The sequence below is a fragment of the Paenibacillus sp. FSL P4-0176 genome (assembly GCF_037975265.1).
In the GTDB taxonomy this organism is placed as follows: Bacteria; Bacillota; Bacilli; order Paenibacillales; family Paenibacillaceae; genus Paenibacillus; species Paenibacillus amylolyticus.
The window spans coordinates 1,841,834-1,864,922 of record NZ_CP150242.1 but is presented as its reverse complement, the minus strand read 5'-3'; the positions used below and the strand labels follow the sequence as shown (position 1 = coordinate 1,864,922).

Below are 23,089 nucleotides of genomic sequence, written 5' to 3'. Positions count from 1 at the left end.
TATTATTTCTCTCTTTCACGCACAAAAGTCTGAGACAAAATCCGGTGACTGCCAGCGATATTGTCAATTTCAATATTATATGCAGACTCAGTATATTCAATCTGATGTTGCTCATAATACTTTTTCCAGAACGAAACTGCTGCCGCATTATTAGCAAGCTGTTCCACTTTAAATGTACCCTCAAATTGAGCAAAAACCAAGTCAGCCGCTTGGGCTGCCAGCCCCTGTCCGCGATATTTTTTGACCAAGAACAGCTCCTGCACGGTATAATCCACTTCTTCCGGCACATATGGAGGTGAGCACACCAGTACGAATCCAATAACCTTCCCTTCATACTGAATCAAAAACGGATGTAATTCATCGCGTTCCAGATATAGATAGGTGTTCGTTGGATCATATTTCCCCTCTTCAAGTAGATCCTCGCCAGAAAATTCGGACAGATCATATAAGTACAAGTTGTACAGGTTGAGGAACAATTCCTTTTGTTCTGCCAAAATACTCGTAATTTGTACATTCATCTTCATTGCATATCTCCCTTAGTTAATGAGTTGGTTAGTGGTCCATACATGACATTACCGATGTCCACAACGAGTTTGCTGTGCCCTGTTCTCAATATATTCTTTCAACCACAGCAGATATAGGCAAAGTTTGGTTTAAACCATGGAGTAACCTTACTTTCACAGTGGACATGAACATTTGGACAAAAAAAGACTCCCTAAAGAGTCCGATTATTGGTCTTGTCTTTATTTTTCACCAAATATCCATTAGCACTTAGCTAATAATTATCGAATTATATAGGTTCAACTAAACTTTTTACATAAAAACGGAGAGGACAGAAATAACCTGAAGAAGCGGAGCGTTCGCCTGAAAGCTTTCTGAAAGAAAGCTGCATCGGAAGCATACGCTAGCACCGGATTTCCCCCTTTAAAAAGGGAATCAAAAAAATCTGGGGATAACAGCGATCGGAAGGTTGTTCTGTCATTGGAGTGCTCAGTGTAAACCTCTTTAGTTGAACTTATATAGATAATCAACCACAGGATATGAGATCACATTGCGATCTCTGTACATTGAAGCCACCGCTTCGGGATGGGTGCTAAGAATTCCATTTTGCAACATCACCGGACGGAAACCTCGCTCCATCGCTCCGTTGTAGGTGAATAGAACACATTCCTCTGCGGCAAAACCGGCGATGATCACCAATTCAACTCCATGACTCTTCAACACCTGCTCCAAGTCAGTTTGCCAGAAGGCATTGGAGGCTTCCTTGGTAACGGTGAGATCCTTCTCATTCACATCCACCTCGGGAATGATGCGATACTCATCTGACGGTGCCTCCTCCATGCCCTCCACATCCTGCACGTGAACGACCGTATGATCATTCGAGCGCAGCACATTAGCCACATGGTTAATGTACTCGCAGGCATGGTCTATCGAAGTCTGATCCATCTTTTTCCGCACAATACTCTCCTGCATATCAACAATAAGCAAACCTACTTTCATCCAATCTCTCCTCATAAATAAATTTCACGCCCATGGTTGAGTAACTTCCCTTGTTAAACTGAGAACTTAATCTTTAAATAATTCATTCAGCATCCGGTCGCGGTTCTCCAGAAAGCTGCGGGTAATCTGATAGTGATCGGTATCCTCATAGGCTACCTCTTGAATCTGGCTATCGTCAAAACTTAAAATCTCTGCCCCCGGATATCCTAGCAAAATGGGTGAATGCGTCGCAATAATAAATTGCGAAGTGCTCGACAGATCATGAAGGATACGCAATAAGGAGAGCTGCCTAGCTGGAGATAAAGCGGCTTCGGGCTCGTCGAGCAGATAGATGCCTTTGGAACTGAAGCGGTTGACGAACAGACTGAGAAAAGACTCCCCATGTGATTGTTCATGTAATGAACGCCCGCCATAATATTGAAGCGACTCCGGCATCGCATCCACATGTGATGCAAACTGATAGAAAGATTCAGAGCGCATGAAAAAGCCATTCGTTATTTTGGGCAACCATGCCAGTCTGAGATAATTCCCGAGCGAGGATTCCGATGCATATGTCTCATAGGCATTATTCCTGCCGCCCCCTGCGGTATTGAATCCACATTGATGAGCGATGCCTTCGAGCAGCGTAGATTTCCCAGAACCATTTTCACCTACAAAAAAAGTAACGTTATTCCTGAGTTCCAACCGTTCCAAGGACCGGATCGCGGGGATGTCAAAAGGGTATTGGTCTCGATTCTCGATCTTGGCCGACAGGAGTTCCACACTTCGAAGATACATAATCATCCTCCCATATTTATTTTATATAAGTCCAACTAAAGAATATTTACAATTATGAGGATAACGAAAAGCTGCGGGTTTATTGCCTTCATAATAGAAGTGCCCCATCCAGGATAAAGCGTAATGGATGACAGCGAGTAGGAGCGTGACTTTGATATCAATAAACAAAAAAATCCATGCCACAAACGCCGACAAAAACGCGAAGTAATGCAAAATGCGGTTTTTCCGATCCTGATGCTCCTGAAGGTAATAACGCGAGTCCTTGCGCACACGATTCAACATCAGCCCACATCCATTTCACATAAAATAAGGCTCCTTATTTCCCACTCCATCGTAACCTATTTCGGGGTACATATGAAACCGTTTCAACCCAAAAAGAGCAAGCCATAGGCTTACTCTCTCTTCAGAGTTAATAGACAAATCTACGCTGTGCCCAATAGCTAAACAGGAAGATGGATACCTCGGTCAGCAGCTTGGCTGCGAGCAGCGGGATAATTAATTTTTCATTATAAAAATACAATAAACCTTAGTTTAATAACAGCACCAGTAGGACAAGTGAGAAATATTTGGGCAATGACTGCCGAACCTTAGAGGTTCGTCCAGCGGGAAATACGTACTTCCGATTAATCGTATAGTTGAAGATGGAGCTGCACAGCCTTGCTGCGACAACCGATAGAAACAGATTATGCGTCAAATACTGGATGACGAACAGTAATCCAAAATCAATCAGTGCCGATAGCACCGAAGATGTGCTGAACATCAGGATTGGCATATAGATCCGGAACGAATCAACCAACGGGCGGAAATGGGAGGACTCATTGTGATCCAGATACACCGTATCAATAAACTCCTCCGTAATCTCATACCCTTCCTTGTGTGCCGTTAATAACATGTTCATCTCATATTCAAACCGATCCCCAGGAATCTGGTTCAGCCAATCCAGCATGGAGTAAGGAAAACCACGTAGACCCGTCTGTGTATCATATACCTGGGTACCTGTTGTGAGGGAAAAGACCGCCCTTGTGACTGTATTGCCAAACCGGCTACGTGCTGGAATTTTACCACTGAAGCGACGGCTGCCGAGTACAATTCCTGGTGTCGTCTGTGCGAGTAGCACTTCGAAGATACGCTTAATATCATGTGGCAGATGCTGTCCGTCACTATCTGCGCACACTATACCGCCCTGAGGTCCATACTCCTTAATATACTGAAAGCCCGTCTTCAAGGCCCTGCCCTTACCCAGATTGACGGGATGTGTCAGGACTGTACAGCCGTAGGCTTCTGCCGTTTCAAAAATCCCATGGTACCCTGGGCCACTGCCATCATCCAAAATCACAATGGGACCAAGTTTAAATGTTTGCAGTTGCAAAACGAGATTCAGTAAACGTACATCGGGTTCATATGATGGAATTAATATCGTCATGATCCTTGTCCCTCCGTCAGATATAAAATGTCACTTACGCCACGTTCCTGGTTACGCCCCAGCGGATTATTGACAACTCTGCCCATAAAATACATTGTGGATGAACCGCCGCCGTCCAGATTGTAGGCTTCGGTTGCTCCGAGGCCTTTCATGACATCGGCGAGTTCTGCCAAGCTCATGCCACGGCTGTTGTTCTGCCGTCCGTCCACCACCACGAAGACATAATGATTCGGAGCAATCATGCCGATCGCAGTTCTTGGATTCGCATCCTGGATGGAGCGGTTGCCAAAGTTGTTATCGATTTTCACACTGCTAAAATCACTGACGATCTCGCCATTTTGAATCAGAATGGGCCCAAAGGATAGTGTATTGGTTGCACCTTCGGCCAGCAGTTCCGAGGAAGAAATTTCATTTTCGTTATATGTTTTCATCGTACCGTCGTTGAACAGGGCAAGTGCATCCCGCGTTGGACTGTCCCGGTACAACGTTCCATTTCGGATAATGACACCATCGTCGCGGAATCCATAGTAATCACCGTTAATGGCAAAGATCGCATTGTTGACTGCAGCAATCTCTGATGTATTTTCGGTAATATTCGTTCCAAAGCTGTTATCCGCCAGTGCAGTTCGCAGACTGCTTGCATCCGTCAGCTGAACATCAGCGACATAATACGTAATCTGATCCGAGCCTGAACCCGTCTGTACCTTTTCAATACTGACCTTCATATCATCACTCGAATAATTCCAATCATCTGACGTTGCATTCACTTCAGTTGTGGTGGTCGAAGTATTGTTGGAATCATTGGTGTTGCCTGTTATTGGCGTTCCTGTGTTCTCATCTGCTACAACTACCTGCACATGCCTTATCAGGTAACGGTCAGCCAGGCTGTATAGGGTTCCACCTACCGCAAGCACGATGACAAGTGTGATGATAAGCCATCTGCGCTTTCTTGGAGAGATCGGCCTTTTATGTGGTTCTTTCCGGGTTGGTTTCTCATCAATCTTCATCATGTGAAGCTCACCTCTTCATCTAAGTTCTTAAAGCCATATTAGGCCGGGTAGCTTAAATGAATCTGAAACCATATCAATTGAACTAAAGAATATTCATACTGACACTACGATGACAGAACAACCTTCCAATCGCTGTTATTGTGTAACTGAATAGTTCAATAAAAATAGGTGATCCGTTTTCCCATTGAGGAAACCAGATCACCTTGATTTCAGTCTATATAACCCTAAATGTCACTGTTATCGTGTACATATTCGTTCAACATACATATCACATATCTTCAACAGGTCTTCCTCTTATGCGTCTGCAAAAAGAGCATCGTATGCGGGACAAGGTCGCTTTTCCAAAAATTCCGTTAACGCCGGGTGCTGCTGCGCATAGATATCCTTCAACGACGTTCCAGTATAGATGTTGCCAATCACGACAGGATGGCATAACTCACAGATGAGAATATCCCCGTTACCGTGCAAGTGCAGCTGTTTCGTGCCATCCACACAATTAGAGAAATACACACCAGGTTGTTCGTGCAAATTCAACTGTTCAGCAAACCGATCCATACAGGTAAAATAGAGCGTTGTATCTGGCTTTTTATTTTTAATTAATTCCGTAACAGATCGAACAAGGGACTCTCTCGATACAATCTGACTCCAATCCGTATGCGGCATCTTAATACTGTTCTGGATCTCATGGATGCGCACCCCCAGGTCATACACCTTATCGCTAATGGCCTGCATGTTCGCTTGGTTCCCTTCAAACAGTAACGTTTCCAGCACCGTCTCCAGACCGGCTTCCGTACACAAACGGATATTCTGCTCCAACCTTGCATACATGCGAGGATGCACACGGTAGTACGCAGCATACGACTCCGCATCCGTATAATTGAACGAGATATGAATGTTAGACAAGCCTGCATCACGCAACGCGATGATTCGTTCTTCAGTCAGCAAACTAGCATTACTGTTCAATTGTGTATCGATGCCATGTGCCGTACAGTACGTCACAATCTCCAGGCAATCCTGGTATTTCAGAGTAACTTCTCCCCCTGACAATCGCACTCGCTTGAGACGAGGAAGCTCACTAATAATACGGATAACTTCCTGACTATCGATGCATGCTCCATCATCCCGATTGTAGGCACAGCAGTAGTCGCATTTATAATTGCAGTTCGATGTCACTCCCACTTCAAGCCCTTCCAGCTCATATACGCCGGGGGTCTCCAGTTCGAGTGATTTATATCTGTTTTTGGTCGTCAATTCGTTGTACCTCCTGGTTTCTTCATTCAATCCACGTTTGGATAACTTGAAGATTATAGCGGATAACAACAAGTTCACGATATGATATTATGTACGTTGCTTGCTGAAAACAAAAATAAAACCCATTTCCTCAACGATCGGGAATGGGCCAAAGCTTGGCATATGATTATTGAATTAGACAATATTCAATACGATACCTTGAACTCTTGATGCAGCAATTCAAGCTGTTTCTTACTTCTGCTTTTATTGTGTACCACTGATAAATTCAGGATTATAGGGAATCCAAGGCTCGTCAGCATGATAAATGTCACACGACTTTTAAATAACACGTTCTTTATTTAACACGAGTATAGAAGTCTTCTTTTACGATAGCATACATCTTCAGATCCTGAAGCTCATTTTTCACCTTCATGTATTTCCTCAGCACACCTTCGAATTGCATGCCTGCTTTCTCCATGACCTTGGCAGAACCTGTGTTTTCCACTAAACATCTGGCCTGGATTCGCTCGAGCCCCATTTCGTAAAATCCAAATCGGATGATTCGTTTCACTACTTCAGTCATGTAGCCTTGATTCCAATATTGATCAGATAACACATATCCCAGCTCAACTCTCCTGTTATCGCTATCACACCCTAGATAGTTACAACTACCGATCAGCCTCTTGGTGTGTTTATCTTCAATCCCCCATGGGCCTATTAGATCCGTCTCATAGCGACTCATGACAAAATCTAAAAAAGCTTTGGTGTCTTCTTTGCTCTGATGCGCGTCCCAGGTGGTGAACTCCGATACAGCAGGTACAACGCAATAACTATACATATCATCCAGATCATCATAGGTAAGAGGCCGGAGTAACGTCCGTTCGGTTTCCAACACGGGAAATGGTTCGAAGAAACTTTCAATCGTTTTCATTGACTCACCCTCCTGAGATTAGTAGGACAAAGAAACACTCAGCAATTCGGTCCATATTGCCTAACTCATCTGTTGTACAATCAAGGCCATAATCTGAGTGTCTTCCACTGCCCATCTTGCATCACATATTGGACTCGCACATGCTTACGCTCCGAATCTCCCTGCCAAAACTCCACCTCTTGTGCATTCACGGCATATAATCTCCACTGAGGTGTAACGACACCGGGGTCACGACTTATCTTTTCTTTCTGAGCTTCGATGGAACGATCCAGCAGTTCCTCACGATCCAAAACCTCACTCTGATGCCCTGTCATAGCAACTGCTCTTGCTCCAGCTGAACGTTTGCGGAAATCATCAGCGCCCGCTTCATCTCCCCGATCCTCCGCAATTCCCCTTATCCGAATCTGTCTTCCAAGTGAAGGCCAGTAGAATGTCAGGGCCACATGAGAGTTCTCCTTCAACTGCTGGCCTTTTCGACTCTCCGAACTGGAGGCAAAATAAAACGTTTCGTCGATTACGTTCTTCAAAATCAACACCCGCGCATCAGGATAACCGTCTTGATCCACGGTGGATATTGTCATAGCATGAGGTTCTTTCACTTCGTTCTCAACCGCCAATCTCAACCACTCCAAAAATAACTTCCCCGGCTGCTCCGGCAACTGCCCCGTATCCCACGTTGGAAATGGGCCGGATAAAGATTTTAAACGTTGCAACAGTTCAATTGGTTTATCGCTCATGTCATCGCCTCCATCTTCTCTTTAATCTATCATGAATACAACTAATGTAGATGACTTAACACATTTGCACTGCTAAGTTTCCAACCATGCATTCCCTTTTCAACGGTATGTACACTGGTGTTGTCCATGGGATAAAAGCTGGACTTATTGCTCCATTCCCTCTTCTCAAGCAGATAATACAGGATGTTAATCACTCCGCCGTGAGTAATTAATAGAACATTGGACTTGACTGTTTGGTCCTCTATATCTCTAAGAAGATTCTCGAAAGATATGCTTATCCGGTTATAAAAATCCCCTGGACTTTCTCCTCCTGGAAAAGGCGAATCCATCTCAAGGGTGTTGAAATAAATCCCTGGGTAATGCTCTTCAGCATCCTTATGGAGCATGCCTGCCAAATCTCCGTTATTCATCTCCCGCCAATCTTTCATTAAGCTAGCCTGCATGTTTAATTGTTTCTCAATTTCCCGTGTAGTCTGCACTGCACGAGGAAGATCACTGCTAATAATCGTATGTATGTTGTACTCCTCAGCGTAACGATGCAAATGCTCTCCCAGTTTCTTTGATTGAATATGACCCTGTTCCATAAGTCCACGATCGCTCCATCCGCCTCGATACCCTTCCTCATCCATCCCATGCCTTACCAGATAAATCTTCAAGATCTCTCCTCCTTTTCACTTCTATAATGAACAATGTACCTTTACACTGTATGACTAGCCCGGCATATATACAATAAACCCGACCTCAGATAGCTTCTATCCAAGATCGGGCATTTCCTGCTTACCATTTATCTTACAAATGTGTTATGAACTCGCTCGGATTTGATAAAATAAGGAATCCAAATGGCACAAGTGATGACAGATTTAGCAATTTCTCTGATCGAGCTTCCATCTTCCAATTCTTTTGCTAACGGAATCTGGAGCAATAATAGGTAATCAATAATACCTACAATCAGACTGAGACCATAGAAGATGATCATCAGACGGGGTAATATTGCTTTCTTGCTATAAAACACAAAAATTGTATATACACTGAATAATAAAAACAGCGTATTGTACACCATCTCAAAAATAAGTACTGGACCCCATAATGGGTGATAATAGTCTGATTGTTTGGAAGTTAGCATTTCCCAAGTCTCAGTTGTGAATGTGGGTATTATCTGCTGAAATAATTGCACTGCAAGTAGAATTACCGTAACAAATAATCCAATCTGGATGAGAATCAGCCAACCACCCAATCCCGACACACCTAGTGGACGGTAGTCTGTTTTTTGCTCTTCAATATGTGGTTCCACCTCGTAACACTTCCTTATGCAGTTTTGTTTTTCTGAGATGAGTCTTCCTCGTAATAGTCATAATGCAAATCGAATCTACGGGTGCTTCTATCCCTTTACTTCACGTGCGTTGTATGTATTTTCACACTCTTCTTATAGCGATCTCTCCGTCCTCCTCTCATATAGAATTTTACACAACTTCCTTATTGTACTACGAGTGTCAAGGACGAAGCAGCATTTTCAAAAGATCTTACTCATACGTTGCAAAAGCCATAGAAGACCTTCGCTATACTTCCGCCATGTTCAGTTTAGTACGTGAACGTCATAATCCTCTTATACAGATGCAGATGGTGACTCTGCATTTGACTACAAAGGAGGATATGGATATGCCCAATCCTAAAGTAAAACTTTTGCCTTTTGCCGACATTTCAAATTATGTCGAGGACTTCGATATCGTTTCCACCCAGTGGGGCGGTGATGGCCTTGTCTATGTGTTGTTGATGAATCAGATCCCCGAGAGAGAGCGAGGTATGTTCGTCCAAAGTAAATTGAAGCAAAGCTATACGTACAAAGTGCTTATTGTGACAGATCAAACTATTGAGGAAGTTGTCATCTGGGGGCAGACGTTCAATTATCATTACGTACAACCATTACATGATCATCTGCTGCTCGTCGGAGCACGGTGTGCGAATTACGGAAATGAACAATTTGATTTGAACGCCAAAGTGTGTGATTTAGACGGAAATACAATTCGCGAGTTTCTGTTGGGAGACGGTATCCAAAGTGTACAGGTCACAGAGCAGGGAACAATCTGGACCAGTTACTTTGATGAAGGGGTATTTGGTAACTACGGATGGGCCGATCCAATTGGATCAAACGGTCTGTTGGCCTGGGATGAGCACGGTAATAAAGTGTACGAAAACAGCGCAGCTGACATTGCAGATTGTTACGCACTCAATGTGGTGAATGAGAAGCAGATCTGGTTCTACTTCTATACCGATTTTGAACTCGGTTGTATCTCAGGGGGAACCAGTGAACCTAACGTAACATTTATGAATCCAAACATCTCCGGTTCCTCTGGCCTCAGTACGGATGGTTATCATTTCTTGTTCGATGCCGGGTACGGTAAACATGGTACGTTTGTGCTTAAGAAAATGGAGAAACCCAGTAGATTGAACAAGGGGCAGAAGATTGTTTTGTTAAATGAGGAAGATCAGCCCTTCAAGCAGGCACGGCAGGATTTTCGCCAACATCGTCTGCTACTCAGTGAAGGTAACTTCTTGTATCGGGTAACGATGGAGGAGATTACTTCCGTCTTGGATTAGAGGAAAGGGGTGAAGAGGGTTATTTCTTAAAAGACAATCCCTCTTCTTCCAATGCATTTCGAAGTTTAGGCATGGCAGATGGCCCGATTCCGTGCAGCTTCAGGATTTCTTTCTCCGTGTACTCGGCAAGTTGCAGTAGTGTTGTTATGCCTTCATTCTCCAAGGCACGTCCGGCGGGAGCTGACAGCAAAGCTAGAAATCCTTCTGTCGGTTTACGTTCAGCTTCGCACGTTGGACAGGTTGGGCAATCACTTTTTTTATAATACAAATGTCCTTGTTCGCACGTCCTGAGTGTTCCTTTACCGTTTGCCATATGGGCATCCCCTCCTGGATTAAGTATTCAACCAGTTCTTTATATCTGAAATCATATACTCGTATTGTTTCAAAGCCTCTAAAGTCCTAATGACTTGGGATGTTCCTACTAGCTGTTCCTCTATGTCCGTACATTCAATCCACAGTGACCGTTTAAGACTATACTCGAGCCAGTCCAACTTTCCAGCAAAACCAATATCCAGAACCACTTCCCAATTGGCTGTTAGACTCCCCACTCGCTTCTTATATCCACTTATAAAAGCCAAGAACTTTTCCTCGTTTATACTTCCAGCGCTATCTACTGACCAATACACAGCTGTTTCTACCAGATCATGCATCGGATTAATATAACCTGCCGATTCCCAATCTATAATAATAGGTATGTCTTGTCTCCACATCACATTCTTAGGTTCCAGATCTCTGTGACTAATAACATTATTGGATGCTAACATTGAAGATGAATTCTTAGCTTTCATGCTCCACTCATACAGCTTATCCATATTGGAATCCAAAATCTTAATCCATTCCGAATTCTCATTTCTTCCTTTGTTCAGATAAAACAGCCAATCTATTTTTTTAGAATTAGTCGCCTGTGAACTATCCAATTCTAGTTGTCTAAAATCCGTTTTATGGATATCTGCAAGAATCGTTCCCATCAGAGAACTGTTATTGATAGTAACTTCATCTTGTTTCAAACATTGACCCTCAATCCAATCAAATATTAGATAGAATTGATTATCAATGTTATGTATAGAAGCACCCTTTAACCTTTTTGCAGGTTGAGCATGGATATGTTCAGCTGCCACGCTTGCGATTTTTTCTGAATCAATATAATTTTGCACAGCAGCAGGTCGTATCATGATCTGGGGATTCAATGCCTTAACTGCATAATTAGCTTGCGTCGTTTGAATGGCGTACATTCGATGAAGAAGTCCACCTGAAATCGGTTTGGGCGAACTGATCAATTCACCAAGCTGTAATTCATTACACAGTTTCTCAAAATTTAAATTATATTGAGTATCGTTCATATGTTATCCCCTCTCATTTTGGCTATTTGTCTGGAGCAAAGCTTATAATCCGTACTCGGCAAAAACGGCTGCATATTTCTTTTCTAATATCGTCCAGCGCTTTTCGGCTCCGTATTTGGCGTACAGTTGCTGTAAATAATGCTTGGCTTCTTCCGTATTGCCGGCTTTTAGCAGGAAGCGGAAGGTTACTTCGCTTAAATATAGCGCTGTCTTGTCCATATAATAATGGACTATATCTTTGGCCCCTGTTAGCGAGTGTAAGAATGACATACCCTCTTCCAAATGTGACACCAGTTCTTTCGATAAAGCGTCTGGATCGATATCAGGCGTTAAGGTATAGTGGGCCGGAGCGGAAGGGGCTATTTCTCTGATTCGGCAGGTAAAATGAGATGTGAACTCCAATATGTCTCCATTCAATCCAACGGAATGCAACTCCGCAAGTTCGGTGGAATGAACACCACAATTAACATAAAACTGGACTTGTCTACTGGTGTTATACTTTGCTCTTTGAATGTTGAACTTATATGCGAGGTTTCCATCCGCTTTGTAGAAATTCAGATTTTTCTTCGAATAGCCGTGTTTGGCAAATACGGGTTTGACGTCTGTTTTGATGATCTTCTTAAAAAGTTCCTGCATTGATATCACTCCCAAGGCAAAGTTTATTTAATTCGTTGTTACCCTTTTTTGTTCAGAATCATGCTTGTTCTATTTTATAAAAATAAGGGCCACACATGGATTCGTGCGTATACACGTACGTCCATGTAAACGCTCGGTCGAAGATATAGATATCCTGCTCCGAATCAAAATCCGCTGCAATGACCCGATTCGCGTTTTCGTATAAAAGCACCCAACCACCACTTTCATACATCACATATACTTCATCTTTCGGCTCGGCATCGAAAGCATCTCGTGCTTCATCATGTGTCAGACATTTCTGTTGTTCATAACTGAACATATGCCACTTGTACTGGCTATAATGGATAGACTCTTTGACCACATCATCGATATTATTGGAAAATACGCTGTCCCATTTCTGTACAATCTCTTCGGATTCGTCGTACAGTTCGGACACAATAACTCCCTTATCCTGCAAGTTCTTCTTGAATATATATTCCTGATGGATACGCTCAATCCCCCAATATGCTCGGTTCAGTTCCATTTCGGGTAATGCATCCAGCAGCTCGTTAATTTTATCTCGAATCATCATTACCTCCGTAAGTTATCTGGAATTAGAATACCTAACCATTGCCTCTCACTGTTTCGCTTCATCTCGCAGTACATAAGCCAGTTTGTACATCTCCGCAATGTCCTGCCTGTTCTGTTCCTGGAATCTTCGGATCGCTTCATCAATCTCAACCACTTCCACCGCAACCACCTGCTCGCCATCTTCCGGATTCAGTGGATCACCGACAAGTTCAACATCTCCATATCCGATGATTCGTACAAAATGGGGATGCGGAATATGCGGCCGATACGGTTCCAAAGCACTGGATGTGCAATAGAATTGACCAAAGATCTGATAGGACCGCATTTCTGCCCCAAGTTCCTCCATCAGTTCACGCTTCAGTCCATCCATGTAATGCTCACCTGCTTCAAGCGTACCCCCAGGCAGCTCCCAGGCTCCATTATCCAGTTGAAAGACAACACATTGATCCCCGACAAATGGAATGATGCTAATATTGCTCACCAGATTTTCATCCACGATATCGTTAAATCTGAACTCCGCCTCAATAATTCCCCAATGAATCGACGTACTCAGCGCCGGAAATAGTTCCGCACTCAAGCTACTCATCCGCACCCGATCCTCTCTATCTAATTCCACTATTCTTCCAATTATAGTCGAAAACACAGAAAGAAGGCCACCTTCCCACCGGGGAATACGTGACCCTCTTCTTACGCTCTCTGCCCTTAAGCCTTGAATCAGTGTTCTCTCCAGACTCTCAGACCATTCTCCTTCTAATGCTGCACCAGTTTCCCATTTTCCAAAAAAAGAACCCGGCTACAGAGCGGCAAAATCCGCTCATCATGCGTAACCATCACTGCACTCTTGCCCTGCTCTTTCACGAGCCGTGCAATCATGCCGACAATATCCAGTCCACGTTCCGCATCCAGACTGGCTGTTGGTTCATCCGCGAGCAGGACAGCCGGATCGTTCATCAACGCCCTTGCAATGGCGACCCGCTGACGTTCCCCGCCAGACAGCTTCTCCGCATATGCCTTCCTCCGATGGGTCAACCCCACCGTATCCAGCAGCTCATCCACTCGCTTCTCCGCCTTATTTTTATCCGTTCCGGCGAGCTTTGCGACCACCATGAGTTGTTCTTCTACTTTCAGATATGGAATGAGGTTGGCACTTTGAAATATAAAACCCAGCTGCTGTAATCGCACATCGGATATATCCTGTTTGCTTTTGCCCATAATAGAAGCCCCGTCCAGCAAAACCTGTCCTTCCGTTGGTTCAAGAAGTGCGCCAGCAATGGACAGGAATGTACTTTTGCCCGAGCCGGAAGGCCCCATTACGGCCACAAGTTCCCCTTCGGCAACCTCAAGGTCCAGTTTGTCCAGAATCGTGCGTTTGCTGCCGCCATCTTCAAAGGTCTGTGTAATTCCCTGTAATACCAATCGGTTTCTCATGCTGCTGTCCTCCCAATCGCATCAAGTGCATCAATTTTGGTAACCTTCCACACCGAGAATAACGAACCCGCCACAGACATGAGTATGAATAACACACAGGTCAGAGCAAGGGTGGACAAGCCTAATTGAAACGGCATCGATGCAGGAAGAATGGACTCGAACAGTCGAACCAATAGTACGCTAATGACCAGACTGCCAACCGACAGAACCAAGACTTGTAACGAAACACTACCCGCCAGATAAGCATTCCGCGTTCCTATGGCTTTTAATATCCCGAACTGACTTGTTTTCTGAATTGTGATGACATAGAAGAATACCGCAAGCACAAACGCCGAGATGACATATAGAAAAGCGATCATCATGAGCAACGATCCCTGCTCTTCCTTATAACCAGGAATGGCCGATACGGCATCCGACTTTGTGATGACTTCCGTATTAGGCATTGCAGCACTCAGGCGGTCTACCTGATCGCCCCCACCCTTAATCGCAATGGCATTGTACACCGGAGCATGAGCATTGGTGTCTGCTGAACCTTGCGAAGTTCGTGAACTTCCCTGAAGTGCGAGCCATTCCTGTGCATTCAAGAACACTACTGGGGAGTGACTGAAAGACTCATTTTGTACAAATCCACCAACGGTCCACTCCGTTCCCGAAGCTTGATCGACCAAGACGGTGCCAATTGTGACACCAGATTCAGACAACTTTTGGTCCACCACAACCTGCCCTTTTGTCTGATCCGTAATCGGAGACCCTTCAGTCACCGTTGGAGCAAGCCAGCCCTCCGGATTAACCATGAACAGCGTGACATCGATCTTTTTTGTGTCGCCGGTTGGACTGACGGTTGTCATTTTCACACCGAGTGGCTCAGCGTTCTCTTGCCCCACCACGGAGCGAGCTTGATTAAGTTGATCCTGATCCACTTGTGACCGGGTGAACCGATGATTCGAATCCTGCTCCAGCACAAAGTGGGTTGCTGCCATATTTTTGACCGAAGCTGCGTTATCATACGCCAGCCCCTGTGCAAGACCTGTAACAAACAGTACCAGAAATGAAACCAGCACCATGATTGTAGCAATTAAGGCATAGCGCCCTTTGGCATACCTCATTTCCCGAATAGCCAAGTACATGTTCTGTGACCTCCCTCTTGATAATCCAAGTATAGGAGGCGAAAATGAACGGCAAATGAATAACAGATTACATCTGCGGAAGTGTCACCGTAAAGACCGTACCCTCAGGCGAACTGGAAACCTCGATCGTACCGTCATGAATTCGGATAATTTTCTGCACAATGGCAAGTCCAAGCCCGGTTCGTCCAGAAGAACGTTCCCGCGCACGATCCACCCGATAGAATCGATCGAACAGGAAAGGCAGATGCTCCGCAGCAATCCCGTCTCCTGTATCCCGAATCTGAATCACACACTGGTTATCCGTCTGCTCGGCGTGAATCTCGATGCTTCTTCCCTGCGGTAGATGATTTACCGCATTGCCCAGTAGATTCATCCAAACTTGCATGAGCAGCACTTCATTACCGACTAGCTGGATGGATTCGGGCACCGAAATCCGAAGCAGCAGTTCTTTTTCTTCCAATTGCCATTGCAGCACCTGAACGGCTTGCCGGAATTGATCTCGCAGAGAGAACTTTACTTTGCTCAGATCTTCGTTGCCTTGTTCTAGGGAGGACAGGAGTAGCAGTTGTTTGCTGAGCAAAGAGAGATGACGGCTCTCCTCCTCAATGATTGATGCATAGTGCTCTCTTTCCTGTTCAGGCAGATCCCGATCCGCCACCAATTGGGCAAAACCCTGAATCGAGGTCAACGGCGATTGGATCTCATGGGATACGTTGGATACAAACTGCTGCCGAGCCTGATCTACCCTTTCCAATTCACGACTCATGGTCATGAAATGCTGGGCCAGCTGTCCAATCTCATCCCGCCGTGCGGTAGGCAATTTCAGATTATATTTTCCTTGCGCAATCCGTTTGGTTGCCTCGGACAGACGTTCAATCGGATTGACCAGATAGCGGGTACTGATCAGAAAGATCAGGATACTAATACCTATCGTCAATGCTCCAATCAGCGCAAAAAAGATCCGCAGCTCACCGAATTGCAGAATTACATCCGGACGCATAAAGAGAGCGTAATTTGCATTGCCTAGCTGTAGATGAACACCCACGGTATTGCTTAATTGATTATCGAAGAATCCGGTAATGAACGGTTTGCTTGGAAACTGGGCGACGCCATGGTATACCTCACCCCGCAGCACCAGATCTACAGCTTGCTTATTCAGATCTTTCTCACGGAATTCGCGGCCATAGAATTGGTTGTTGCCTTTTCCATCCGTTACATAGATTTCGTACCCGAGTGCGGCGGCATTGTTCAAATACTGCTCCATCGTGCCGGGTTGCTGTTCCACAAATTGCTTCATATGCGTCGCGATGCCCACCAGCTTCTCATCATTAAAATCCTTGAGCTTTGTATGATAGTAGATGTTGGACAAAAGAAAACCAAGCATGCCGCTGACCATAATCACGGCAATTGTAATGAGGAATACCCGGACGTACAAGGTCCTCAAGGTGCTTTCACCTCCATCTTGTAACCGATGCCCCGCACAGTCTGGATGATGAAATCGTCCGTATAATCGGCAAAACGATCACGCAGCCGCTTGATGTGCACATCAACGGTACGGTCATCTCCTTCGTAATCTGCTCCCCAAACGAGCCGAATGAGCTCATCCCGCGAGAACAACCGCCCTGGAAACTGGGCAAGCTGTGAGAGTAATTCAAATTCTTTCATCGGTAAAAAGAGAATGGATTGCCCATCGGTAACCTCCACATTGTTTCGGTCAATGACGATCCGGTTCATACGGATAATATCGCTGGATGTGCGATGGTACCGACGAAATAACGCCTTTACCCGGTAGACTAATTCTTCCGGTTCAAATGGCTTGGTCACATATTCATCTGTTCCTTTCAAATAACCATCTCTCTTGTCAGATAGCTGATCTCGTGCCGTCAGCAACATAATTGGAATATCGTAGTGCTGCCGAATGTAATCACATAACTCCAGTCCGTCCATGCCGGGCATCATCACATCGAGGATCGCCAGATCGATCGGCGTTTCTTGCATCAGTTTGACCGCTGCCAATCCATCCTGCGCTTCATGGACCCGGTATCCTTCCTTGGTCATGACATGCCGCAGGAGTGCTCGAATATTGGCATCATCGTCTGCCAGCAGCAGATGTTTCATAAGGTTGTCCGCCCTTCTATGTAACGAGTACATCTCACTTTGATCCTGCACAGATGGTAGCATAAAAGCAATCTCATTCGCCAGTACACATTCCCGGAAACACCGCGGCCATGTTTACATTTCCATGAATCTGGTTGACACTATTATGAGGCGCAACTATAATAAAACCATAACATATGAACAAACGCTCATATATTCATTTGTTAGTGGTTAACCATCGCTAAGGATCAATTATATCCACACTAGAAACCATATTACATAACGGAGCAAGGCTCCAAAGGAGAGGATTTATATGTCCGGACATCATCACGATCAGAACCATGGGCACGATCATGGACACAACCACGCTCATACTACCAATAACAAGAAAGTCCTGTTGTTTTCCTTCATTATTATTACCATCTATATGATCGTTGAAGCCATTGGTGGATTCATCACCAACAGTCTAGCGCTCATCTCGGATGCAGGTCATATGTTGTCCGATTCCATTGCGCTCGGGATCGCTTTGCTGGCGTTCACCTTTGGTGAAAAAGCGGTGAATACTGGCAAAACGTACGGATACAGAAGATTTGAAATTTTGGCCGCTACGTTAAACGGAATTACGTTAATCGCCATTGCACTCTACATTTTCTACGAAGCGATTGGGCGTTTTATCAACCCGCCAGAAGTCGCAACCGTAGGCATGTTAATCATCAGCGTCATTGGATTGCTCATCAATATTCTGGTGGCCTGGATCATGATGCGTGGTAGCGATACAGAGAATAACCTGAATATGCGCGGGGCTTATCTCCATGTCATCAGTGACATGCTGGGATCGGTTGGGGCCATCGCGGCAGCCCTGCTCATGATGTTCTTTGGCTGGGGTTGGGCCGATCCACTTGCGAGTGTAATTGTCGCGGCACTGGTATTGCGTAGTGGGTTCTATGTCACCAAATCATCCCTGCATATCTTGATGGAAGGCACTCCAGCCAATGTGGATGTGAATGAACTGGTGCAAACCATCAAACAAGTCGATGGTGTCAAAGGTGTACATGATGTGCATGTCTGGTCCATTACCAGTAACTTGAACGCGCTGACCGCTCATATCGTGGTGGATGGAACGATGGATGTTTATGCATCCGAGATCCTGGTTCAGAAGATTGAACATATGCTGGAACATAAAGAAATCAAACATGTGACGCTCCAAGTGGAGTCCGAAAAACATCTGCATGACACCTCGGTACTATGTACTGTCAAAGGCGACGCACCAGATGCCCATGCGCATCATCACCATTGAGATGGTATAACATTATAGCTGTAAACAAAAACAGGGCAGTTTCCCGTTAAAGGGAATGCCCTGTCTTTTTGTTTGCAGAAGTTCAGCTTTTTGCATGAATAGAAAATGGAATAGCCTTTACTTTATCTCAGCAGGCTCTGAACTACTTGTACCTGGCGAGTAACTTCTCTTTCTTCTGATCGAATTCATATTCTGATATGATATTTTTCTCTTTTAATTCACCCAACTGAAGCAGTTGTTCATGAACATTCACAGGGGTCTTTTTTCTCTTGCTTGATATGATCAAGGTTAGAATTGAGAAAAGCAGACCATACAGGACACCCAAAATCCCCAAACCTGCCGCTACCTCCGCACTTTCTTGCGAACCATCTATAAAAACTACGATTAATAAAAAATTGAGTACGAACCCAATAAGGCTGACGATTGATAATACTTTCAATGAATATTCCTCCTAAATGTTATGTATGTTCTATTCAAACTTCAGGAAAGGTCGGTCAGAAGACTAAACATTAACCTCGTCCCAGTTTATAATGACGTATCCAAGCTGAAACAACAGGATGACAATATAACTGATGTTGATTCCCAAACTGGTCTTAACTTTCTTGATCTGATCCAAGTAGTCTTCTTTGTTCATTTTTCCGTGTTCCAGCTTGGACTTCATATTTTGTTTTTCTTTCCAGAACATGTAGAACTCAAGTATAGCAAATACTCCCCATGCCAATGGATATACCAGCAACACTGCATTAGCAACTGACAACAGCATAAGGGAACCTTCTTCCAAACCTTTCTCAATTCCTAATTTGAAACTTATATGCACACTCAGGGTCAGAATGACTAAACCAAAACCTATAAAACTTAAATACGGTGTAAATTTGTCGCTTCGCATATGATCTTCCTTTCCGGCAATCTCCATTGGTCTTGTGACTGTTTCATTCAAGATTACAGAGTCACTGTAGCCCAAATACTCAACTTCATTAATCTCCGCCACCACCACAAGATGAACAGCTGGATGAGCTGCAAGAAGAGTCGGAAGATGACCCCGAGGATGATCCAGATCCTCCCGAGGAACTACTACTGTCAGTACATTGATCAGCATAACAGCTGGAACTGCTCGTGCAGCCACTGCTTGACGAGGAACCATAGGCTGCCTTTTCCTGTGGAAGAATTTCCTGTTCTAGCCGCCCCATGTGTAGCCCATATGTCGCCTCGCTATGCATGGAGTAATACACCATGGCGCTAGCCATGACGAGAGCTACATCGCTACTTCCGGAAAATGCTGGAGATAGCTCTTCTTCACTTAGCGTTGCGGATCTACGTAGTTGATCAATCAAGTAGGCAATCACCTGAGCAGCTTCAGGATCTTCCTGCTTGCGTCTGGCATGAAACAGTTCATTCACCAGTTCAGATTGATCTCCCTGTGCGATCAGCTTCTGTACATCACTGGTTAATGGGTAAGTGAAAAAATCACCCCAGATTGCAGCACTGTAGGGAGTGAACTCAAATAATTGACAGTACACCCAATCAAACCATGCACGTGCTCCTGGCGTTTCGCGGCGGGTGATTGCCGGCTCATGGTGCACCGTGGAACCCATGAATTCTGCACAAAAATCAGCGTAAGATTTCGTGAACATCAGCATCTCATGCCACAAATCATCAACTTCATCACTGAACATGGGCACCTGCTTAAGTAATGAAGTCATAATGAAATATCGCTTAAGCTCTATCAATTTCCACCGATACTCCAGCGTTTTCATGTGAGGATATTCCTTTTGAATTCGGATCTTGAGTTTGTTGGCAAAATGCTTATTGTAACTCTTCTCCAATTGAAGAATGGTTTGCTGATAGGAGACTTCTTCTCGAAGTCCAAGATTCAATGGTGCTTTTTTTCGTCTGTACGTAACTTTCATCTGTTTTCTGCGTCTTCCTGCTGCTGGACGGAAAATCTTGAACTTACGTCGAACCAAATAGGCTGTTACAACTAATAAAACTGCTGCAAGGTAGTAGTAGATCGGCATAATATAACCGCTCCTCTCCGTTGATCTTCTCTATGTAGGGTTAAACTATCATTAGTATAAATGAGGAACGGCAGTTATTAATAGAGCCCTTTGGCATACATGCCAGGGCTCTAGTTTAGTATATTCCATTGTTGCTCATTGTTATGAAATGGCAATGATTATTGGAGATAGGGTATTTCCCGGGAAACTTTCCACCCATGGCGTACTCCCCCCAAGGCACACCTACCGCTAAAGCAACTTGAAAGAGAATCACGATTAGGATCAGGAAGGTAAATGCTATTGCTGACGTTAATACGATCATGACCACACTCCTAAATCATAGGTGATTATAATGGTTTATCATAAAGTACCCGAGCTTGATCACAGTTCAACGGTTCGGTAAAAGACACTTTCAAGAAGTATTCCAGCTGCCATTGCTGCGTTTTTACAGCCTGCTTACTTGTTGGCTTATCCCAAGGCGGATATACACGTATGGCCCGTTTGCCACCTTTGCCTTGATCCGATACGATATCTCGCTGTAACAATACATGCTTTGGAAACACAAATTGACCAAAGTGGCTGCCTGTGCGCGTACTAATGACATACATATCTGCTGGATCTGATACATCATATGGCTGTGTCGTTCCATCCTCACTCCGCTGCCATAGGGTAACAAATTGTCCGATCTTGGTTGGCGTCGTTTTGGCGACGCGGAATCGAATGGAGAGAGAATTTAAGGTAAACACATATGCCCCATATTCAGCATTTTGTGCTTCTTCATGTGGTTGTGAGCATACAAAACCACACTTGTCATAGATAAGTTCTTTACTGGCAAGTAAGTCGCCATGAAGCATATCGGAGGTCCATCCATTCGGACTATGCAAACTATTTTTGTTATCCAACTTGTGATACCTCTCCTATCTTGTTTAGTCTGAACTGGAGCATTCACGATAGTGTGAAAACTTTGTTAGTTCAAAGTTCCTGACATAATCGCTTCCATTCCTGCCATGCCTTCAAGTATTCAGGCAGATCATCCGGATGATGCTTGTTACTCAGCCCAATTCGGCAATATAGATGAACCAGAGCTTCCTCTATTAATCTGGATTTTTCCATTTCCACCTGTTCCAGAAGTTCGAATGTAGCAAATAATGTTTCGGTGTTGATATTATCTGGCGAGGAGCTAAACGCATACAAAAAATCATAGAGGATAGGTCCAACCATTGGAGATGGATCAATGACGCCTATGAGTTTATTTTGAGCAAATACAAAATTATGAACCCCCGTATCGCCATGTAAAAGAAACTTCTCTTCTTCCTCATGAAAAAGACGATCCACTTTGAATTGAACCAGATTATAATCATCTGTTGTTAAAATACTGCCGATATTCATCTTTGCTTCTTGAATACTAATCTGATTGAATTCTTTCCATGTCCTCTGCGGGAACTCTATTCTGCCCCATGATTTCGTATCTGTAGAACGCACATATGTATTGAATAACTCTTTCACCAGACGAGTTAACCATTCTCTCTTCAGGCCCCGGTTGAAATGGGTCGTACCTTCCATATACGTATAAATAAAATGAGTGTTAGCCGGGTCAGTGTACAAAACTTCAGGCAATAACAAAGAATTCTTATACGTATCCAAAAACTGCTGGGCGATGTGAATCTGTTCGGGTTCATCTGATTTCAAAATATAGTGCTTATTCAGACTTGTACTCAACCGATAAACACGTCCAGCTGTGGTACCTGACAAACTTTGAATTCCAGATATTTCTTCGTTGATATGATGCATCTTGAATAAGTTATTGATCTCATTAATCGTTGGATTAATTAACATATGGTTCTCCTCATAATAACTAGGATCTGAATTCATTTGTCGAAGATAAGGTGAGTATAAATTCCAGCTGCACAGTGGGTTGGGTTATCTTTCAAAATGGGCCCGTTCTTCTTGATTGGAACTAAAAATATAATCTGGATACTGGTTTGCCATGGGTGGAAGCTGATCCTCGGGGAAAAACTGTAAATCCTTCATCTCTTCATTATCGGGCGTGAGTTGCCCGGATTTGATCCTGCATTCAAATACGATAGTCAAATATTCGACCTGATGACCATTGCTGTATGTAATCCTTCTTGCTTCACCCCCGTATATTCCGATAATCTTCTCGGGTTCAACAACTAAACCTGTCTCTTCCAGTGCCTCTCTTACCATCGCTTGCGCCGGTGTCTCACCAAGCTCAATTGCTCCAGCAATCAACCCCCAGGTTGATTCGTTATGTTTACGACCGAACAGGATCTCCCCTTGTTCATTTCGGATAATCCCAGCTACACCCGGCATAAAAACAAGCTCGTTGCCGATCTTTTCCCTCAGGTTTTTGTAATAGTCTGACATGCCCATACA

General features: G+C 44.2%; 28 protein-coding genes. 2 read left to right on the top strand and 26 right to left on the bottom strand.

Annotation, left to right across the window (positions count from 1 at the left end; translation table 11 throughout):
* Positions 1-2 precede the first annotated feature (2 nt).
* The 11 genes from MKY95_RS08615 to MKY95_RS08565 form a co-directional block, all read right to left on the bottom strand.
* On the bottom strand, positions 3-524 hold the full coding sequence (locus tag MKY95_RS08615; protein WP_339198198.1) for a GNAT family N-acetyltransferase: 522 nt from the start codon (positions 522-524) through the stop codon (positions 3-5).
* A gap of 481 nt (positions 525-1,005) precedes the next feature.
* Positions 1,006-1,500: an isochorismatase family cysteine hydrolase gene (locus MKY95_RS08610; protein ID WP_339198195.1), complete on the bottom strand. Its 495-nt coding sequence runs from the start codon at positions 1,498-1,500 to the stop codon at positions 1,006-1,008.
* Positions 1,501-1,566: 66 nt separating this feature from the next.
* Entirely contained in the window at positions 1,567-2,277 is a 711-nt protein-coding gene (locus MKY95_RS08605) for an AAA family ATPase (protein WP_339198192.1), read from the bottom strand.
* A gap of 21 nt (positions 2,278-2,298) precedes the next feature.
* Complete coding sequence (locus MKY95_RS08600; RefSeq protein ID WP_339198189.1) at positions 2,299-2,559, bottom strand: DUF962 domain-containing protein; 261 nt, start codon at positions 2,557-2,559, stop codon at positions 2,299-2,301.
* A 244-nt stretch (positions 2,560-2,803) separates the two neighbouring features.
* Positions 2,804-3,700, bottom strand: a complete 897-nt coding sequence (locus MKY95_RS08595; RefSeq protein WP_339198186.1) for a glycosyltransferase — start codon at positions 3,698-3,700, stop codon at positions 2,804-2,806.
* Positions 3,697-4,710, bottom strand: a complete 1,014-nt coding sequence (locus MKY95_RS08590; RefSeq protein WP_339198183.1) for a phosphodiester glycosidase family protein — start codon at positions 4,708-4,710, stop codon at positions 3,697-3,699. Before MKY95_RS08590 ends, MKY95_RS08595 begins: the two co-directional genes overlap by 4 nt.
* Positions 4,711-5,004: 294 nt before the next feature.
* Complete coding sequence (locus MKY95_RS08585; RefSeq protein WP_339198180.1) at positions 5,005-5,961, bottom strand: radical SAM protein; 957 nt, start codon at positions 5,959-5,961, stop codon at positions 5,005-5,007.
* A gap of 334 nt (positions 5,962-6,295) precedes the next feature.
* Positions 6,296-6,871, bottom strand: a complete 576-nt coding sequence (locus MKY95_RS08580; protein WP_339198176.1) for a GNAT family protein — start codon at positions 6,869-6,871, stop codon at positions 6,296-6,298.
* An 80-nt stretch (positions 6,872-6,951) separates the two neighbouring features.
* The gene (locus tag MKY95_RS08575) at positions 6,952-7,608 is read right to left on the bottom strand and encodes a pyridoxal 5'-phosphate synthase (RefSeq protein ID WP_339198173.1); all 657 of its coding nucleotides are present in this window, start codon (positions 7,606-7,608) and stop codon (positions 6,952-6,954) included.
* Between the two features lie 41 nt (positions 7,609-7,649).
* Positions 7,650-8,264, bottom strand: coding sequence for a histidine phosphatase family protein (locus MKY95_RS08570; RefSeq protein ID WP_036669442.1), 615 nt, complete (start codon positions 8,262-8,264; stop codon positions 7,650-7,652).
* Positions 8,265-8,392: 128 nt separating this feature from the next.
* The gene (locus tag MKY95_RS08565; protein WP_036610454.1) at positions 8,393-8,899 is read right to left on the bottom strand and encodes a DUF2569 domain-containing protein; all 507 of its coding nucleotides are present in this window, start codon (positions 8,897-8,899) and stop codon (positions 8,393-8,395) included.
* Between the two features lie 365 nt (positions 8,900-9,264).
* On the opposite strand from MKY95_RS08565, the gene MKY95_RS08560 reads away from it, so the two are divergent.
* Positions 9,265-10,203, top strand: a complete 939-nt coding sequence (locus MKY95_RS08560; protein ID WP_338708124.1) for a hypothetical protein — start codon at positions 9,265-9,267, stop codon at positions 10,201-10,203.
* A gap of 19 nt (positions 10,204-10,222) precedes the next feature.
* Here MKY95_RS08560 and MKY95_RS08555 read toward each other — a convergent pair whose 3' ends face one another.
* The 9 genes from MKY95_RS08555 to MKY95_RS08515 all read right to left on the bottom strand — a co-directional run bounded on the left by MKY95_RS08555 (position 10,223) and on the right by MKY95_RS08515 (position 17,422).
* Positions 10,223-10,516, bottom strand: a complete 294-nt coding sequence (locus MKY95_RS08555) for an RNA polymerase alpha subunit C-terminal domain-containing protein (RefSeq protein ID WP_338708123.1) — start codon at positions 10,514-10,516, stop codon at positions 10,223-10,225.
* 19 nt (positions 10,517-10,535) lie between these two features.
* A complete protein-coding gene (locus tag MKY95_RS08550; protein ID WP_339198169.1) occupies positions 10,536-11,543 on the bottom strand; it encodes a phosphotransferase in 1,008 nt (335 codons plus the stop codon).
* 42 nt (positions 11,544-11,585) lie between these two features.
* Positions 11,586-12,179, bottom strand: a complete 594-nt coding sequence (locus MKY95_RS08545; RefSeq protein WP_338708121.1) for a DUF4304 domain-containing protein — start codon at positions 12,177-12,179, stop codon at positions 11,586-11,588.
* Positions 12,180-12,237: 58 nt separating this feature from the next.
* A complete protein-coding gene (locus MKY95_RS08540; protein WP_235200764.1) occupies positions 12,238-12,750 on the bottom strand; it encodes a DUF4275 family protein in 513 nt (170 codons plus the stop codon).
* A gap of 45 nt (positions 12,751-12,795) precedes the next feature.
* Entirely contained in the window at positions 12,796-13,335 is a 540-nt protein-coding gene (locus MKY95_RS08535) for an NUDIX domain-containing protein (protein WP_339198165.1), read from the bottom strand.
* A 164-nt stretch (positions 13,336-13,499) separates the two neighbouring features.
* On the bottom strand, positions 13,500-14,177 hold the full coding sequence (locus MKY95_RS08530; protein ID WP_338708119.1) for an ABC transporter ATP-binding protein: 678 nt from the start codon (positions 14,175-14,177) through the stop codon (positions 13,500-13,502).
* Positions 14,174-15,304 (bottom strand): ABC transporter permease, encoded by a 1,131-nt coding sequence (locus tag MKY95_RS08525; RefSeq protein WP_338708118.1) that lies wholly within the window; start codon positions 15,302-15,304, stop codon positions 14,174-14,176. Before MKY95_RS08525 ends, MKY95_RS08530 begins: the two co-directional genes overlap by 4 nt.
* Before the next feature lie 67 nt (positions 15,305-15,371).
* Positions 15,372-16,748, bottom strand: a complete 1,377-nt coding sequence (locus MKY95_RS08520; protein ID WP_339198161.1) for a HAMP domain-containing sensor histidine kinase — start codon at positions 16,746-16,748, stop codon at positions 15,372-15,374.
* Positions 16,745-17,422 carry a response regulator transcription factor gene (locus tag MKY95_RS08515; RefSeq protein ID WP_282322204.1) on the bottom strand — a complete coding sequence of 226 codons (678 nt, stop codon included), beginning with the start codon at positions 17,420-17,422 and terminating at the stop codon, positions 16,745-16,747. Before MKY95_RS08515 ends, MKY95_RS08520 begins: the two co-directional genes overlap by 4 nt.
* A gap of 292 nt (positions 17,423-17,714) precedes the next feature.
* Here MKY95_RS08515 and MKY95_RS08510 point away from each other — a divergent pair, with 292 nt between their 5' ends.
* Positions 17,715-18,698: a cation diffusion facilitator family transporter gene (locus MKY95_RS08510; RefSeq protein WP_076252671.1), complete on the top strand. Its 984-nt coding sequence runs from the start codon at positions 17,715-17,717 to the stop codon at positions 18,696-18,698.
* Between the two features lie 142 nt (positions 18,699-18,840).
* Here the strand turns inward: MKY95_RS08510 and MKY95_RS08505 are convergent, their stop codons facing one another.
* From MKY95_RS08505 to MKY95_RS08480, 6 genes are all read right to left on the bottom strand, one after another.
* Positions 18,841-19,137, bottom strand: a complete 297-nt coding sequence (locus tag MKY95_RS08505) for an SHOCT domain-containing protein (RefSeq protein ID WP_338708116.1) — start codon at positions 19,135-19,137, stop codon at positions 18,841-18,843.
* A 63-nt stretch (positions 19,138-19,200) separates the two neighbouring features.
* Positions 19,201-19,635 (bottom strand): hypothetical protein, encoded by a 435-nt coding sequence (locus MKY95_RS08500; protein ID WP_338708115.1) that lies wholly within the window; start codon positions 19,633-19,635, stop codon positions 19,201-19,203.
* Positions 19,636-19,672: 37 nt separating this feature from the next.
* Entirely contained in the window at positions 19,673-20,713 is a 1,041-nt protein-coding gene (locus tag MKY95_RS08495; protein WP_036610479.1) for a hypothetical protein, read from the bottom strand.
* A gap of 326 nt (positions 20,714-21,039) precedes the next feature.
* Positions 21,040-21,594: a MepB family protein gene (locus tag MKY95_RS08490; protein ID WP_036610484.1), complete on the bottom strand. Its 555-nt coding sequence runs from the start codon at positions 21,592-21,594 to the stop codon at positions 21,040-21,042.
* 70 nt (positions 21,595-21,664) lie between these two features.
* Positions 21,665-22,528 carry a phosphotransferase gene (locus MKY95_RS08485; RefSeq protein ID WP_036610487.1) on the bottom strand — a complete coding sequence of 288 codons (864 nt, stop codon included), beginning with the start codon at positions 22,526-22,528 and terminating at the stop codon, positions 21,665-21,667.
* Positions 22,529-22,612: 84 nt separating this feature from the next.
* On the bottom strand, positions 22,613-23,086 hold the full coding sequence (locus tag MKY95_RS08480; protein WP_036610491.1) for an NUDIX domain-containing protein: 474 nt from the start codon (positions 23,084-23,086) through the stop codon (positions 22,613-22,615).
* Positions 23,087-23,089 lie beyond the last annotated feature (3 nt).